General features: G+C 37.1%; 2 protein-coding genes. Both read left to right on the top strand.

The genetic code is table 11. The features are described from left to right. Nucleotides 1–250: 250 nt before the first annotated feature. The gene (locus tag LDM92_RS02290; protein WP_223901882.1) at nt 251–10,429 is read left to right on the top strand and encodes an SLAP domain-containing protein; all 10,179 of its coding nucleotides are present in this window, start codon (nt 251–253) and stop codon (nt 10,427–10,429) included. 531 nt (nt 10,430–10,960) lie between these two features. Further along, nucleotides 10,961–20,183 (top strand): YSIRK-type signal peptide-containing protein (locus LDM92_RS02285; RefSeq protein ID WP_223901881.1); only part of this gene is annotated, 9,223 nt, incomplete at its 3' end.

Below are 20,183 nucleotides of genomic sequence, written 5' to 3'. Positions count from 1 at the left end.
AATATTTCTTATATACATAAATATTTAAAAGATTATTGTTTTTTTAATACTTATTAATGTTATTTTATATCCTAATAAATTATATTATAAGTGCATTTTTTAATAAAAATATGTTATTTTATAAATTAAATAGTTTATTTTTTAAATATAAGTTATTTGCAACAAGTAAATATCAAATACTATATTGACAATAAAAATGCCTGGAACTAGAATATTGCTGTAAATATGATTTTTGAGAAAGGATTAATTTATGTTAGGTAAAAACAATAATAAGGAAAGAATTCGTAAAATGGAAATGCAGGCAAAGCAGGACCACTTCTCAATTAGAAAATTGACAATTGGTGCTGCTTCTGTTTTGCTTGGTTTTACATTCTTTGGCCTGAATAGCCAGACTGCCAAGGCTGACACTATTGATCCTGCAAAGGAAGAAATTAGTTCTGAAACGAATAAGTCCCAGACTGAATCTGATCAGACTGCAGACAAAGCAGATACTGCAAACGCAAATAAGCAAGCAAGTCCGAAGAAGCAAGATACTAATTTAAGTACATTTTCCGGTCTGAGTTCTTTTTTAAAGAGTACGGATACTGAGAATACAACCTCTACTACAAAGGATTCTACAGCTAAAACTACTGATTCCAAGACTGATGATCAAAAAGACAAGGAAACTGCCGCTGATAACAGTGCAAAAACTCCTGATCAGGATCAAAGTGCTACAAAGGATCCAGCTAAAGCAGATGGTGCAACAGATCAGGATAATTCAAAAACAAATAGTGCAGAAAAAACTGATTCTCAGACTCCCGCATTAGTCGATAAAGATGCCAAGAGGGACGCTACTACTGGTACTGTTGCGAATGTAACAAATTGGAGTGAGTTTACTAAAGCTTACCTAAATGCAAGTATCAGTGAAATTGATATCATGAATGATATTAATGACGGACCTAATGGAGATGTTTATAGTTTTGGTAATGTTCCGGGAAGAAATTTAGTAATCAAATCAGTAGGAAATCAACCGCATTTAATTGATTTTAAAGGATATCATCCTCAAATTTCCACGAATACTTCCGCAGACATAACTTATGAGAATGTTACGTTAGTGAGTGGGGATTTTTACGGTGTATTTGATACTGCTGGGCTAAATACTAATCAAACTGCTAATATTAGATTTAAAAATACCAAATTTTACGGTTCCCAGTTGATCTATGCTGGTCGGAACACTCACATTTTCTTTTATGGTGATAATGATATAAATACAGTTAAGACACCTTATTTTCCAGGTGAACCATATGATGGTAACGACCAGCAATTATTTCAGTTCACTGGTGCAAATTGCAGCGTTGAATTTGTAGATGGAACCTTTAAAGGATCTACTTTTGGTGGCACCGTCATTCAAATGGAAAGTGACAATGATATTGTCCAAGTTGATCAAGGCGCAACTGTTAATTTAACTCCCCTTAAAGACTATGATGGTTCTCATGGAGCAACTGGTGAAGGGTGGATGCCATTCTCTGTCATTTACATCAGAGGTAAGGGCAAAGTAGATGTTGCGGGTAAGATGGATATTAATATGGGCGATAACTCTACTGTAAAGCCATATCAAGGTACTCGTAATAACAGCAAATGTAGGGCGATATATTTACAGGATAATGACTCTAGTTTTAATATTGGAACTAATGGTGTAGTAAATGTCACTACTAATGGTAACATTAGTGATGCAAATAATGGTAACCTTATTTACGATCGTGGTAATTTCACAATTAGACCAAAAGGTGCTTTAAATGTCACTGGTCAAGATATGGGTGACTACAGCGGAACTTTAGTTTTTATTAATGGCAAAGCTGATGTTGAAAACGGTGCTTTTAATATCAGTCTTGACGGTTCCACGACAGTAGGTTCTGGATCAGGTGCCGGTAACAAACCTATCACGTTAGTGGACGTTCAAGGTGGTACCTTAATAGTCAATAACCCTACTTCATTAATTTTGAATGCGCAGGCTAACAAGAACCCTGACACCAGTATCATTGGCGAAAATAATATCACCATAACTAATGTACGGCAGCAATTTGATCTTAATGGCTTAGGACTTGGAATTGACAAGGTCACTTTGCCTCCATTCCACGTTTTAAATGTTAGAAAAAAACGGGGAGGCACCATTCTCGTAGACAAGCTTGAGTTGCTGAATGGGAAAATGCCTCTAAATAATGAAAAATTACAGGAATTAATAATCAATGTAACGAATGCTGGTATTGATTATGATAAATTACCAACCGATGTGAAAGAATCTTTAGCTGAAACTGCTAAGGCCAATAAAACTTTTGACGATCTCTTTATTGATATTATTCAAAGAGCTTTCAATAATAGTAAGAACTTTGGTTATAATAACATTGCCTTTATTCCTGCCAACCCAAGTGGTTTTATGGATATTGACACTAGCAAGGTGACTATCAAGAGAAATGACGATGGATCAAATACTATTACAGGTGCTGCAGGAAGCGTAATTGGGTATAACCCTGATACAGATGGTCCAGATGACCTTAAAGGCGATCCAAAAAACATTAAGAATCCGTTTAGTTTGGTTATGCCGGTAGCTACTAAAGCTTATATTGCCGCCAATATTATTGACGATAAGGGCAAAAAAATTCCGTGGCCAGATAAGGATGATAAGAATAATGGTGTTCCCAATCCTTATGCTGCAACTGATGATACGTATAGAGACTCTAAGAATAGCTCACTAAATCCGCTGCCAACCCAGTATGCTGCTGAGGTCAACAATGATGGTTCATTTACCTTTACCATTCCGGCAGATCAAACTGTCAAATTTAATAAAAATTATGGTATTGAATTATCACCTAGTGCTAACTTCATTGGCTATGATCCAACTGATACTTCAAAACCTGTCAGACAGAAATTGGATATTTTGACATTGAGTGAAGTCCGTGATCAAGCAGCTAAGGCAATTACTGATGCAATTAATAATGCTAAAACGAATAAGCCAAATAATCTGACCGCCGATCAGAATAAGGCATTTAATGATGCGATGACTCAGGCTGCTGCTGCTGCTTCCAAGACCATTAATAGTGCTAACAAGTCAACTTCAGTCTATGACCCTAGTGCAGACTCAATTACTAAAGTAAATCAACGCAAAAATGATGCTTTAAAGATTATTAATGATGCTATTACAGCAGCACAAAATTCGGCTCAAGTTGAAACTGATAGGACTAATGCCATTAATGCCCTGAACGCTGAAGCAAGTAAACAAGCTGGATATTATCCTTCACAATCGCAGACAATTAATGGCGCTAGGGATAATGCAATTAGCCAAGTTAAGGCAGCACAAAATAGCACTGATGTTGCTAAAGCTAAGGATGACGGAATCAAGGCAATTGACAAGATTGGTCTTGACTATAAGAACACTGTGAAAACAGGTCTTAACCAGCAAATCGGTCAAGTAAAATCTGATATAGCTGACCTTGCTAAAGATGCTAACCTAAATAATACAGAAAAAGATGAAGTCAATGGCTTGATTGACAGGTTGAAACGTCCGGATGCAATCGTCGCTACTCAAGGTGACATCGATAAAGATACTAATGAAGCTTCAGTCAAAAATCACCAAAAAGAAGCTCAAGATACCATTGACGCTCTTAAGAATACTATCGCTGCAATTAAGAAATTACAGGCAGCAGCCAAAGATGAAATTGCCAAGCATAGTGACAAAACAACTGATATTCAGGATTCTTTAAATGATGCCGTACATAAAGTCATCAATGGTGACGATCCTGACGGTTCAAATGGTCTAGAAGCAATCAAACAAGTTTATGCAAATCAGGAAGCAGACGCTATTAATAAGGCAGCTACAGCAGCTAAGAAGAGAGTCCAAAATTCTGGTCTTGCTCCTGCAGATCAAGTAGCTTACTTAAATGCAATTGATAATGCTGCTAAAGTAGCTACTGCCAAACCGGGTGATTCAAATTATGATGCTAATAAATCAATTTATGGTACCTCAGATGTTACAGGTATCGATCAAAGAGTAGCAGCAACGCAAACTGCTTTTGATAAGGCTGCTGCTAAGTCTGAAGTTTCAGGATATGCTGTTACTAACGAGGATAGTCTGTCGGTTAATTCAACCACCACTATCGCCAAAGCAATTAGTGACGGATTGGCAAGTATTGATAATTCTGCTGACTCTAATGCAGTTGCAACTGCAGAGGATACTGCTAAAAAGAATGTGCTTAAAGCAATCTCCAAGCAGAAGTTAGCCGATGTTGAAGCAGATGTTGAAAATCAAATCAGCAATATTCCTGGTTTAACTGCTCAGAATATTGATGATGCTAAAACGCAGGCTCAGAAGATTTTAAGTAATAATACTAATCCACTGGGATATACTCAGAGGGTTGATCAAGCTGATTCACTTGCAGCAATTGACGGAGCCAGAAATGACGGTATTACAGCTCTTAACAATCTGTTGACTAAGCAGCAAGAGTTAGGTAAACGCAATAATCAACTAACTGATGCTGCCGCACAGATTAGGCAGAAACAACAGGATGCTGATAAAGCTATTGATGCTATAACAAACCTCAGTGACGCCGAAAAGGATTCATATCATAATCAAATTAAAAAAGTTGCAGATGACAGTATTAACGGTTTAAACAGCATTGACCCTTCAAAGGTTGATGATGCTGTTACAACAGCCAAAGGAAAGATAGACAGTATAGTCGCTGATGCCCAAAATAAGGGTAACAGTGTGATCAAAGATGCACGGGCAAAAGCTTCACAAGCAGTTGAGGATGCAGCAAAGGCTGCTAAAGCTAAGATTGAAAGCATACCTGACAGTCAACTCAGTCAATCAACCAAAAAGCACTATGAAGATTTGATTGATCAGGATGCACAATCAGCTAAAGATAAGATTGCTGCCGCTCAAGATGAAGACAGTATCAAATCTGTTCTTCAGGACGGTGAAAACAATATTACCAAGGACTTGAACGATGCTCTGGTTTCTGCAGCACGTGCCAAAGCAATATCTGATTTACAAACTGCTAAGAATGAAGCCAGAGAGACCATTTCTACCGCTCATGATAAAGGTTCACTTAACGACAAAGACTGGGTAGATAAATTAGACCAGATTGACAATGCCTATGATCAAGCTGTTCAGGCTGTAACGGGCGACTTTAATGTTTCAGATATTAATAATGATGCGGATAAAGGCAAAAAGAGTATCCAAAGTATCGTTGATAGTATCTCGGATAACGAAGCCACACAAGCTTTAGCAAAGCAGCGTCAGGATGCTATTAATAAACTAAAAGAAGCTCGCGATAATGCAAATACCCAAATAACTACCGATCCTAATTTAAGCGTTACCGAAAAGAACGATTACTATAACCAAATCTCAAATGCCTTTAATAATGCTCAGTCGGCTATTCAAGCAGCTGGTAAAGACGATATTGATACTGCTCTTACCAATGGCACGAGGAAACTGACTGAGATTCAGGAAGCTGCAAACTTGCAATCTGCCAAGGATCAAGCTCTAAATGACTTGCTTACTGAGAGAAGCAAAATTAGAGAGCAAATTGGCAATATGGATCAAGTTACAAGTGCCAATAAGAACGGTTTACGAGCTAAAGTTGACGAGCAATACAATCAAGCAGTCAAGAATATTAACTCCGCAAGTACATCTTCTATTCAACAAGTTACCCAAGCAGCTCAACAAGGCAAAGCAGCTATTGATGATGTCATCAGTGATTTAAACATTAATAAAGTTATTAACAAGCAAAAACTTGATGATTATGCTCAAAAAGCTATTGATCGCATTAGCAACTCAACCGATATTACTCAAGCTGTGAAAGATTCCACTATTGCTGGAATTAAAGCTGCTCGTGATGAGGCCAAGGGTAATGTCGACAGTCAAAAAGATATTCCAGCTTCTAATCTTGCAGAACAAAATGGTGAACTGGCAATTGACGCGGCTGCTGCCAAAGGCAATGGCCTTGAAGGATATAAGAACAGCGCAATTGATCAAATTTCTACTGCTGCAACTAATGCCACTTCTCGTTTGCAAGGAATTTATAATGGACTTAACGATGATGATAAGGCAAAAGTTAAGGACGTATTTGATCAGGCCAACAATGCTATTCAGCAGGCTTCCAGCACTGCAATTGCAAACATTAAGAAGGCTACTAATAAAGATCAGGTAGATGGCTATAGTAAAGATGCAATAGCTGCTATTAATAAGGCAGAAACAGTTGCAGACTTAGCTGCTGCCAAAGCTGCCGCAATAACTGCAATTAATGAAGCAAGTACTAAAGCAAATACCCAATTAACAAATAAGAAAGATCAGGACGCAGTCAAAGCTGTTACGAATCTTGGTCAAAATGACATTAATGCTGCCAGTGATATTGCAACTGTTAATAAGATCAAAGGCAACACTATTCAAAGCATACAAAACATTCTTGATATTGCTGCCTCTCAGCAAGCTGAGCAGATTAGAAATCAACGGGATGAAGCACTGCAAGAGCTAAAGGATACTTTAGATGGGAAGGACGATCTTGCTGGTGTTCGTGATCAAATTAATAGACTGAATGACTTAACTGATGATCAAAAGACTGCTTTCACAAAACAAGCTGTAGACGCATATGATCGTGCTGTTGCCAAGGTCAGCGGAGCTTCTAAAGATCAAATTGAAAGTGAAAAGAATGCTGGTATAGTCAACATTAATCAGGCATTGACAGATGCCAAATTGCAAGCAACTAAGAACAAGGCTAAATCAGACTTGGATAAACTTGCAATTGAAGCTGGTAAAAATGATTCAAATGACCAAGATTCAATCAATAACGAGCGTGACAAAGCCAAGGACAAGATTGATAAAGCTAAAAATACCGATGAAGTTAATAAAGCCAAAGATGAAGGCCAAAATGCCATTAACGGTATCGTGGAAACTGGAAAGGATACTCAACTTGCCAATGATAAAGTCGCAGCTAAGAATGATCTGAAGAATGCTGCAGACAAACTCCAACAAAAGATTGATCAAGACCTAGCTGATAAAAAGCTGGGTCAAGACCAATATGACGAGCTAAATGCCAAAATTGATCAGGCTCGTAAAGATGGTGAGACCAGGATAAACTCGGCCAAGGATAAAAATGGTTTGACTAATGCTCAGAGCCAGAACAACAATGATCTAAATAATATCAGTACTGATATTGGTAAAGAAGAATCTTTGACCAATGCTTTAACTCAGTTGCAAGATGCCGTCAATAAGGCTTCTGCTGCTGCAGACGAAATCGCTAAGGACAATAAAGATCTGGCTGAGCAAATGAGAGAACAGATCAAATCTGAACGTGATAAAGCTGCTCAAATCATTCAAAATGCTAAAAATGATGCACAAGACCCTAATAATGCTATGAATGTGGCTGCACAAGATGGTGTCAAAGCAATTACTGGTTTAACTGACCGCTTTGAAGCTAAGAATGTCGCTATCAACAAGTTAAAGGGCTATGCAGAAACTGCAAAGAAGGGTCTGCAAGGCAATAATCTTGATGCTAATGAAATTAGTCAAGGTGAAGATGCTATTAATACTGCTTTGCAAAATGCAACCAGCAACATTTATGGCGCTAAGGATAATGACAATTTAAATGATATTGAAGGGGCCGGCGAAAAGGCCATCGACCAAGCTAAATTGCCAAGTGATCTGCTAGCTGAAAAGAACAGGCAAATTGCAGCTATCGATGATTATGTCAAAGGTAAAGGTGACATTAATTCAGTTGCTACTAATTTAACTGATGATCAAAAGGCTGATTTGCAAAAGCAACTTGATCAAGTAGTGCAAAGTACCAAAGACAAAATTGGCAAAGTCACTTTACCTGATAACGCGACTCAATCTGACTTTGAAGCCGCAAAGAAGAAGTTGGCTAATATCGAACAGGGTGTTCCAGAAAACAATGAAGCACTTGACTTTGGTCAAGCAGGCGTAGATAAGATATACGATCTAGCTAAAAACAGAGCGGATATCTATCAAGCCAAGCAAGATGCTATTAAGCAGTTACAAGATATACAGGATCAAGCTAATAAGAAGATTGAAGACTCTGGCTTGTCAGCAACAGATCAACAAGCTGAAAGACAAAAGATCAAGGATATCATTGACAAGAGTAAGATTGCTATTAATAATATTCCTGATAAAAATAAGGATGGTAGCGACAGAAGCGTTGAAGATGTCAAGCAAGATGCTAAAACAATAATTGATAAAGCTAGGGACGGGTATAAAGATCCTACAACTGGAGAACAGATGCCTGGCACCGCAAATGTTATTGATCAAGCAGCTCTTGCTGGTGCTAAGACCAAGGCAGAAGGCCATTTGAAAGAAAAACAGAATCAGGCTCATAATATCATTAACCAGTCGCAGTTAACTGATTCTGAAAAGCAGGAAGCTAACCAAGCTATCGATGATGCTTATAATAGTGAAAAAGGAAACATTGAAGCTATCACTGACGTTAACAAGGTTCCAAAAGATGAAGCTCAGATTGGTACTAGCATTGATCAGATTTGGCAGAATCCTTCAGTATGGTTTGTGAAAGATAAACAGAATGCGACAAGCGGCACTAACGGTTTACAAAGTGAATATGATAAATTAACTAGTGACCAGAGAGCTAATCCAGACTATCAGGGCTATATCAATGATATTATTGCTGGTCTTGCCGATATTAATAAGGCTGACAATATTCCGGATATTAGTTCTGCATACAATCAAGGCATTACAGCTTTGAACAAACTCAAAGCTAAGGAAGACATTAAGAACGCTGCTGATAAGGCTAAAACTGAGATTATCAATAATAAAGATATCGATAGTCAAACTAAGTTGGACCTCATTAATAATGTTAATGAACATGTTAAAGAGGGTAACGAAGCAATTGATCAAGTTAATGCTCCTAGTGATGATCCTGCCGGTAAGAAGACCAATATTGACAAGGCTGCTAACACAGCTAAAGATGATATTCAAGTTGAGGTCAATAAGGCAATTGATGCCAGCAAGAAGAAAGCTGATCAGGAAGTTGCTGATAAAGCAATAGCAGCTATCGATAAAATTCATAAAGAATTTGGTGATAACGCTGATACTTCTTCAATCCAAAATGCTTTTAATAAACATAAAAACACGGAGGGCAATTCTTATGACGAAATTCAAAAGAATAAACTTGAAGCCGAAAAAGAAATTGCCAAGGGTGCCGTTGATGATGCTGCTAAGAATGCCAAAAAAGATGTCGACAATAATAAGGGCAAGCACCAAGATGGCAGTGATTTAACTAATGATGAAAAACAAAAGATCAAGGATGAGATTGATCATCAAAAAGATAATGCCAAAGATAAGATTGATCATGCTGGTAGCGGTGACGACATTGACCAGAACCGTGATAACGGTATAGATGTCATTCATCAGGATAGCTCCGATCCAGCAACAATCGATAAGGTTATTCACGGCGGCGATAATAATGGTAATGGTGGAAACACTGAAAACATTGGCAACGGTGGAAACACTGGTGGCGGTTCTACAGTAACTCCAGGACCTGGAAATAAACCAGGAACTGGCTCAGCTGATGCAGGTAAAGACAAGCCTCAAAATGGTGATGGTAATTTAACTAATTCATCACAAGTCAAATTGAGGCATAATGCATACCTGTATGATGAATCAGGCAAACGTGCTAACCAGATCACTTTAGGTGTTGGTTCAATAGTTACTGTTTATGGCACAGAGACGATCAATGGTAAAGAATACTACGTCTTAGTTGATCAAGGTGCTAAGAATAAGAAGTACTTTGTTGCTACAGCAAATGTATTGGCTACTAGACAAAAATTGACTCACAATGCTTATATTTACAATCAATTTGGCAAGCGGGTTAAGAAGACAGGCGTTTACAAGAAGGGTCAACTGCTAAATACCTATGGCGCAGTCGTTAAGATCCGTGGTAAGAGATACTTTACTATTGGTAAGAACCGCTTCGTCAAAGCAGCAAATGTTAAGTTAGTAACTTCTGCAAAATCAGCCAATGAAGAGGTTGCACCAACAAATACCAATACTACTGAACAACCTGTTGTCACTGTTGCTAAGAGCTTAAAGCATAATGCTTACCTTTATGATGAAAACGGCAGGCGTGCAAATAAGCTGATCTTCAATGCAGGTTCAGTTGTTGAAACTACTGGTAAGAAGACAATCAATGGTCAGAAATACTATGCTTTGCCTGATGGCCTTTATATAGCTAGTGGCAATATTGATGCCAAGAAATTAAAGCTGAAACATAATGCTTATGTATACAATAAGTATGGTCATCGTCTAGGCAAGAAAGTACTCAAGAAGCGTAAATCTGTGAATACCTATGGTAATCCAGTCAAAATCGGTCATAAAAAATACTACACAATAAGTAAAGGGAGGTTCGTTAAGAAAGCAAACTTTTAAAAATTTAAAATTCTAGCATATACAGCTTAAATATCACAAAAGAAGTGTCACACTTGTGGCACTTCTTTTGCATTTTCAAATCATCTATACTTTTAGAAAAAGAGGGGCTGAGTCTCCTCCTTTTTTCTGCGAGAGAAACTCTAGCAGGCATATCTTCCATACTATCTAAATATCTAAGCAAGTCCGAAAAAAGTTATATTTGCTTAATTGACTATGTTAATCAGATCACAAATATATTCATGTATATATAGTACAAATTATATTTTGTATATTATATATAAATATGTTTATAAAAACAGTAAAATTAATTTTTATTTAAAATAAAAAATTCATTTCTATTGATTAAATTATTGTTATTTTTATATATATTATACTATTGAATCAGCATAACACTTAAAATTTAAGTTATTTTATATTATATTTTTTTGAATTTCATTACCTATTAAAATGCATAATAGTGTTACTAAATTGACAGTAAAAATAGCAGGACTTACAATTAATATGTAATCATAATTTTGAGGAAGGATTATTATGCTAGGTAAAAATAATAATAAGGAAAGAATACGTAAAATGGAAATGCAGGCAAAGCAAGACCACTTCTCAATTCGTAAATTGACTATTGGTGCTGCTTCTGTCTTGCTTGGTTTTACATTCTTTGGCTTAAGCAATCAAACAGTTAAAGCTGATACAGTTGATCCAGCAAGTGAAGAAGTAGATTCCCAAACTAATGGAAATGAAACAACTAATACTGAACAAACTGCGACTAAGGCAAAAACTGCAACTGTAGAAAAGCAATCAATTCAAGATAATACAAAGCACGATTTAAGCACTTTTTCTGGCTTAAGTTCGTTTTTAAAAGATAGTGACTCAAAAGCTAGTCACAGTTTTGCAACTGGTCAAGCAGAATCAGAAAAGACAATGCCCGAGTCGACGAATAATTCTGATCAACAGTCTAGTCATAATCAGGATACCGCTGCTGCCTCATCCGCTAAAGGTGATACAACAAAGCCTGTCGATTCAACTGCTGCAGTGGCTGATAATTCAAATGCTCCTGAAAACACAGAAATAAATACTAGGGATGCTAGTGTAGCACAGGTCCATAACTTTAATGAGCTTATAACTGCATTTCAAACTGATAGTATTTCTGAAATTGACGTTATGAACGATATTACTGACGGACCAGAGAATGGCTCACAAGCATACTACTTCTATGGCAGGAAAATGCTCATCAAATCCGCAGGTAATGGTAATACCAGATTTAAAGTGGATTTGAAAGGTAACCACCTCCAATTAAATAGTGGCAGTACGCAAGATTTAGATATAACGTACGACAACCTTGACTTATGGAGTGCCGATATCTGGGGCGTCATCATGACTGATGATTACAATCAGGATGGTCATTTTTCAAAAATTACTTTTAATAATGTTAATTTCCATGGTTCGCAAATGGTTCACTGTGGTAATAATACTAAAATTTACTTTACTGGTACCAACTATGGGGAAGTAACGCACACGCCTTATCCAGGAATTACGATTTCAAGTGGCGATGTTCAACAACTATTTGAATTTACTGGTTCAAATAACTCACTTGATTTTAGCGGGACTTTTACGGGTAAAACCGTTGGCGGTAACGTGATAGAAATGGCGGGTAACAACAATATTGTTAACATTGAAAAGAACGCTAAGGTGTTCCTTTCACCGCGGATCTATATTCCTAATAATAATTTAGGTTCCAATGCTGCTGAACATACTGGGCTTCCTTTAGCTATCGCCATGTTAGGCAATAATGAAGCCGTCAATGTTAATGGTGAGCTGAATATCACAACTGGTAGCGATCACTATAATGGTACAAATGACAATGATCAATCTAGTGCGATCCTGATCAATGATGGTAACTCTGTTTTTAATATTAATAGTGATGCAAAGGTCAATATTACTACTAACGGTGATATAGCTAATAACTGGGGCAACAGAAACCTGATTTATGATGGTGGTAATTTTAACATTTTACCACGAGGATCGTTAAACATTAATGGTTCAAATATGGGCGACTATTCTGGTACTTTAGTCCTAATTAGGGGTACGGCCAACATTGAAAACGGTGGTTTTAACATCATTCTGGGAAGGCCAGGTCCAAATGGTAGATACATTGATGGCGGTAATGGTCAAATACTTTTGGTAGATGTGCAAGGCGGAAAATTATTTGTTAATAATCCCACCTCATTAATTTTGAATGTCCAGGGCAACACCAATCCTGCTACGAGTATTATTGGCACAATGCCGATTACTTTAACAAATGTGCGGCAGCAGTTTGATTTAAGTTCAATTCAAAGTGGGGTTGGTAAGGTAACTTTGCCACCATTTCACGTTTTAACTGTTAGGAAAACTGATAGTACGATAGCGGTTGATAATATTGAGTTACTTAATGGTCAAGAAAAACTAACAGCAGAGAAATTAGCAGCAATCAAAGCACAGGCAGCTAAAGCTCATATTTCACTTGACAAATTGCCAGCTGATGTCCAAAATTCGTTAGCTGATGGTATTAAGAACGGTTGGACTTACGATCAAATCTTTTCGGATATTATTCAAAAAGCATTCAATAATAGCAATAATTTCGGCTATAACAACATTAGTTTTATTCCGGCCAATCCAAGCGGCTTTTTGGATATTGATCCTGGTAAGGTTAAAATCACTAGAAATGATGATGGCTCACAAACAATTTCCGGTGAGGCAGGCAGCGTAATTAATTATAATTCTGCTACTGATGGACCAGATTCAGATCCAGAAAATTTGAAAAATCCGTTTAGTTTGATTTTGCCAGTTGCAACTAAAGCATATATTATAGCCAACTTAATTGATAGTATGGGTGTAAAAACTGCATGGACACCAAAAGATCAAAACGGTAAAAATATAATCGACAATCCATACGCACAAACAAAAGATACCACCAGAGATTCAAGCAACAGTTCTTTAAATCCTTTACCGACACAATATGCTGCAATTGTAAATGATGACGGTTCATTTAGTTTTACTATTCCAGCCGATCAAACGATCAGGTTTGATAAAGGCTACTCTATAGAATTAACTCCAAATGCTAACTTTGTTAGCTATGATCCGTCTAGTGTAGCTACCGGACGTCGCCCAATAATTAAAAACTTGGATATTTTAACTTTAACAGATGCGCAAGATCAGGCTGCCAAGGCAATCACTGATGCTATTAGTGATGCCAAAATAAACAGGCCTAATAATTTATCTGATGCACAGATCAAAGAGTTTAATGATCAGCTAGATAAAATTGCTTCGGCTGCATCTAAGACAATTACTTCCGATAACGAAAAAACTTCAGTTTATGCTTCAAGTGCTAATACTTTAACAGAGGTTAACAATCGTAAGAATGCTGCCCTTGATGCAATTAAGAATATCGTAAGTCAGGCGCAAAATTCTTCAACGATTGAGGCATCTCGTAATAATGCAATTACAAATTTAAATAATGAAGCCACATTGCAGTCAAAGAGATTCCCTACAATGGTAGATGCAATTAATGCTGCACGTGATAAAGCTATAAATACTGTTAAGAGTTCTCAATCTGATAAAGATATTACTGAAGCAATGAAGAATGGTATTAATGCGATTGATCAAGCGGCTTATGGCTATAAGAAGAGTATTGAAACTGATCTTAAACAAAAAATTGATCAAGTCTATGTCGATGCTTACAAGCTTTCAAGCGATCCTAACTTGAGTAAAGAAGAGAAGGACGAAGTAGTTAATTTACCTAAACGTCTGGCTCGCGCTCAGGCTATCGCTCAACCAGAAGGCGATATTGAAAAAGATCTTGACCAAGTATCAGTGGACGGGCACCAAAAAGAAGCTCAAGGTATAATTGATCAAGTTAATAAAACAATTCAGGCACTGAAAGACTTACAGTCTGTTGCTCAAGATGAAATTAACAATCATGCCGATAAGACTGCAGAAATAAGGGATACTTATAATAAAGCAGTTCACAACATTATCACTGGTGATGATCCTGACGGTTCCAAGGGTAAGGAGTCTATTAAGGATATAAATGCTGATCAAGAGGCAAGTAAAATTAATTCTGCAGCTGCAGCTGCCAAAAAGCGAGTAAAAGATTCAGGTATTAGTTCAGATCAGCAGGTTCCTTTATTAGATGCAATTGATCAAGCAGCAGAAGTTGCAACAACTAAACCAGGAAGTGCTAAGTATGATGAGCAAAAGTCAATTTATGGCACTTCTGACAACACTGCGATCAAACAAAGAGAAGCAGCTGCACAAACTATTTTTGATCAAAATGCTGCAAAAGCTGAAATTATGGGATATGCAAACGCAAATGAAAATTCGCTAGGCATCCCTTCAAACTCTGAAATCGAAAAAACAGTGGCTGATGGTTTGACTAATATTGATCAAGCTAGTGATTCTGCTGCTGTTTCAACAACCGAGGAGTCAACCAAGCGGTCAATTTTAAGACAACTTTCCAAGATCAAGCTTGCTAAAGCTGAAAGCGATCTTGAAAGCCAACTGCGTAGCTTGCCTGGCTTGTCAGCCAATGATATTGACGATAACGTGGCGGCTGCACAGAAACTGCTCAATAATTCAACAACTCCTCTTGGTTATAACCAGCGCATTGACCAAGCAGAGAGTTTAACTGCAATTGATTCAGCACGTAATGATGGTATCGCTGCCTTGAACAGCTTACTGGCTTCAGCTAAAGCTAAGGGTGAGCGTAACAATTCCTTAGCTGATGCTATCAAGCAGATCAGACAAGAGCAAACTAATGCTGATAAACAAATTGACCAGACAAGCAATCTGACTGCTGAACAAAAGAAAGCATATCATGATCAAATTAGCAAGGTTGTCACTGACAGTATAGATACTTTAAACAAGGTAGATAGTTCTAAAATCGCTGAGACAGTCACTAACGCTAAAAACAGTATAGATAATATTGTTAGCGATGCCCAAGGTACTGCAAATAAGGAGGTAGAAGAAGCTAGAACAAATGCAGCTCAAGATGTAGATACAGCTGTTAATGATGCAAAAGCTAAAATTGAAAGCATTGCTGATAGTCAACTCAGTCCTTCAAATAAAAAGTATTATGAAGACCAAATTGATCAAGATGCCCAGGCTGCAAAGGCAAAAATTGCTTCGGCTCAAAATGTTTCTGATATTACTTCGGCTAAACAAGATGGTCAAAACAATATTCTTAAAGATTTAGGCGCTGCCCAAATTACAGCTACTAAAGCGCAAGCAATTAGTAAATTGCAACAGGCCAAAGTTAATGTTAAAGATATTCTTGCAAGTGCGCAAAAAAATGAACAGCTTGATCCGGCAACAGTACAAGCTAAACGAGATCAAATCGATGACGGTTATGATCAAGCAATCCAAGCTATTAATAATGACCATACAGTAACTGATATTAACGCTGATGCGCAGAAGGGAATTGATGCTATTAATTCTGTTATTAATTCTCTTTCGCCTGATCTCGAAGCTCAGGCTTTAACGAAACAGCGTCAAGCTGCAATCGAAAAATTAAGAGATGCGCGCGATTCTGCAAACAGTCAGATTACTAATGACCCTAATTTGGGCGTAACGGAAAAGAATGACTACTATAATCAGATTACAAGTGCTTTCAATCAAGCTCAAACTGCTATTCAAGGCGCAAGTAAAGATGATGTAGACGCAGCGTTAACTAAAGGTCAAAACGATTTAGCCAGCATTCAAACTGCAGCAAACTTGCAATCTGCAAAAGACCAAGCTTTAGCAGCCCTAATGGATGAGCGCAATAAAGTAAAAGAACAAATTGGCAATATGGACCAGATTACAAGTGCCAACAAAGCTGACTTACGTGCCAAAGTAGATGCTACTTATGATATTGGCGCTACTGGTATCAATAATAAAAACACCACTACTAATGAGCAACTTAATGCTATCGTCCAGAATGGTAAGTCATTAATTGACAATGTGATTAGTGACGTAAATGTTAATAAGATCCTTAATAAACAAAAGCTTGATGATTATGCTCAAAAGGCGATTGACCGAATCAATAATTCGTCAGATATTACTAATGATGCCAAGACAACAGCTATTAATAATATTACTTCTGCACGTGATAATGCAAAATCCGTAGTTGATTCTACAGCTGCCGTTTCTGATGCTAATACAGCTGAGAAAAATGGTGAATCTGCTATTGACGCTGCAGAAGCTGCAGGTAATGGTTTTAATACATCTAAAACTGATACAAAAAATAGTATTGCCAATGCTGCTACCAGTGCCAAGAATCGCTTAAATGACATTTATAGCAAATTGTCGGAAGACCAAAGAAATGAAGTAAAGAAACAATTTAATGATGCAATTAGTCAGCTTGGGTCAATCCCAGGAGATGCAAATAGTAAAATTGACGCAGCTACAAATAAAGATCAACTAACTGGTATTTATCAAGATGCATTAAATAAAATTAATAACATTGAATCTGCTGCCAAGTTAGCTAGTGATAAAGTTGTTGCCACCGATTTGATTAAAAATACAGCATACGCGGCTCGAGCTAAACTACCTGATTCACGAGACCAAAATGCAGTTTTTGCAGTGGCTGATTTAGGCATTAAAGATATTGGCGCGGCTAATGATAGTGATACAGTTGAGAAAATCAAAAATAATACCTTACAGGGAATTAGTAACGTAGTTGCTAATGCAAGTAAGAGTGATGCTGACGATATCCGTAACCAAAGAGATCAAGCAATTAAAGAACTTGATAAAGCTCTTGGAAAAGGCTCAACTGCTACCGGTGTTCTGCCAGAAATAAATGGTTTAACTGGTTTAACTTCAGATCAGTTAGCTAAGTTTAAGCAGCAAGCAAATGATGCTTATGATCATGCCGTTTCAAGCGTCAGTGGCGCTCTAGCAGAGAACATTGATACAGAAAAGAATACCGGTCTAAGCAATATTTACCAGGCCTTGTCTGATGCTAAACTGCAGGCGGCCAAAAATAAAGCAAAATCTGCTTTAGATGATAAAGCCCAAACTTCAATTGATGGTGATGCTAAAGATAAATCTACAATTGAGAGCGAGCGGGATAAGGCCAAAGAGAATATTGATAAAGCTCAAAATCAAGATGATGTGCAAAAGGCTCAAGATGAGGGTAATAAAGCAATAGAAGCGATTGTTGATACAGCAAAGGATACCAGCCTCACTAACGCTAAGACTTCTGCTAAAAATGATTTTGATAATTCAACAAATAAATTACAACAGCAAATTGATCAAGACTTGGCTGATAAAAAATTAGGTCAAGACCAATATAATGATTTGAAGAATAAAATTGATCAATTTCGTCAGTCAGGTGAAACTAGAATAAACTCTGCTACCAACCAGGATCAATTATCTGATGCTAAAGATCAGAATAATGCTGATTTGAATAAGGTTAATAATGAAATTGTCAAGGCAGAATCTGTCAATAACGCATTGACTAAGTTGCAAGATGCAGTTAACAAGGCAAATGAAGCTGCAGATAAGATTGCTAAAGATAATCCTAGTTTGGCAGATCAGATGAGAGATCGCATTAAGTCAGAACGTGATAAAGCTGCTCAAAATATTCAAACTGCTCAAAACAATACGACTGACGCCAATAGTGCAATGAATCAAGCAGCACAAGATGGCAATGACGCAATTAGTGGCTTAACTCAGAGATTTGAAGAAAAGAATCAGCAAATTAATACTCTAAAAGATTACGCTGAAGCTGCTAAGGCTAAATTACCAAGTTCAGGACTTGATCCAACCGAAATAAGCCAAAATGAAGCTGCAATAAATGACGCAATGCAAAAAGGCATTAGCGATTTATATGGCGCTGATGATAACGCAAGCTTGAATCAAGTTGAAAAAGCTGGTGAAACTGCGATAGATCAAGCTGGTATTCCAGCCAATTTATTAAGTGAAAAGAACAAGCAAATTGCTGCTGTTGATAAGTATGTCAAAGATAAAGGTAATATAAGTCAAGTTGCCAGCGATTTAACTGACCAACAAAAGGCTGACTTACAAGATCAACTTAATCAATTAGTTCAAAAAACTAAGGACGAAATTAGTAAAGTTGCTTTGCCAAACAATCCAACAACAACTGATCTGGAAAATGCTAAACAGAAATTGCAAAGCATTGAAAAGGGATTGGATAGCGAAGGACACTCAACCAACTTGGGTGAAGCTGGAATTAACCAGCTTTACCAAACAGCCCAAGATAAAGAAAAAATGTATCAAATTAAGCAAAATGCTATCAATAATCTTCTTGAGCAAAAAGCAGAAGCTGATAAAAAGCTTGAAAGTTCCGGTTTGGTAAATTCCGACTTACAAAAGCAAAAGCAGAAGCTCCAAGATATTTACGATCAAAATAAAGCTAAGATTGACGCAGTTACAACTACAGATAAGAACGGCAATGATCGTTCTACTGCTGACGTCCAAAAAGACGTTGATCAGATTGTCAACAATGCCACTCAAGGATATTCTGATAGTGATTCCGGTAGTCACATTCCTGGATTTGCTGATGTCGAAAAAGATACTAATCTTGCTGCTGCCAAAGCAAAGGCAGAAGATATTTTACAAAGTAAATATGCAACAGCACACAACATTATTGGATTATCCCAACTAACTGCCGCTCAAAAGAAAGCATTAAACCAGATAGTTGATAATCTCTATGCAACTGAAAAAGCAAGTATAGAACAACAAACTGATATCAACAAAATTCCGACTGCTGAAAATCAAATCGGTACTAAGCTAACTGATACTTATCAAAATACTTCTGACTGGTTCAAATATAATCAAGCAAATGCTTTAAATGGAGCTGGAAATGAAATAACAGGATTAGAAGCCGGATATAATGGGCTAACGGAAGAGCAAAAAGCTAATCCTGATTATCAAAGCAATATTCAAACTATACGTGAAGCAATTGCTGCCATTAAGCATTCAACTAATATCGACTCTACAACTCAATCGTATAGCAACGGAATCAATGCTTATAATGAACTGATGGGCAAAGAACGAGTTAATGATATGTTCAAAAAAGCAAAGGATACGCTTAATGATATAGATAGTCTACTTCCTCAAGATAGAGATCATTTCAAAAATAGACTTGATGGTATTCATGGAAGTGTCAATACTGTGCTTACTCAGGATGCTCATGCCGATGCATCGTATGAAAGTATTGCCAATCAGATAAACCACGATATTGATATGACAAGACAGGCAATTGATCAGTTAATGCAGCAAGCATTGTACACAGTTAAGAGTTCTGCTAATATGGATATTGAGACTGAATACAAAGGAGCCGTTGCCCAGAACCAGAAATACTTTGGTGATTCTGCATGGATTTATGCAACTAATAGTGAGCATGACAAGTATAAATATATATCTGGTAATTCTTACGATGAAGTTTCGAATAATAGAATAACTGGAATACGGGAAATTGCCAAAGCTGCTGTCTCAGATGCTGCTACTAATGCTAAGAAGAAAATTGATAATAATAGGGTAAAGCATGAAAACGGTGATAACTATACTGATGATGAAAAAGCCAAGATTAAGACTGAAATCGACCGTATTTTAGCTGATGCTCAGGAAAAGATTAATCAAAATAATACTTTAACTGATATTGACGGCAAGCGTGACGATGGTATTGAAGCAATTAATAAGGCTTCATCAGATTCAACTGTCATTGATAAAATTATTAAAGATAGTGCCAACAACAATAACAATGGCAATAGTACCG

Origin of the sequence: Lactobacillus laiwuensis (assembly GCF_019972835.1) — a bacterium.
GTDB classification, from domain to species: Bacteria; Bacillota; Bacilli; order Lactobacillales; family Lactobacillaceae; genus Lactobacillus; species Lactobacillus laiwuensis.
Note: the sequence above shows the minus strand (reverse complement) of the source record. Positions and strands in the feature narration are given on the sequence as shown.

Excerpts from the sequence above, each read along its gene's own strand:
- LDM92_RS02290 (WP_223901882.1), top strand. The coding sequence starts at position 251 with ATGTTAGGTAAAAACAATAATAAGGAAAGAATTCGTAAAATGGAAATG.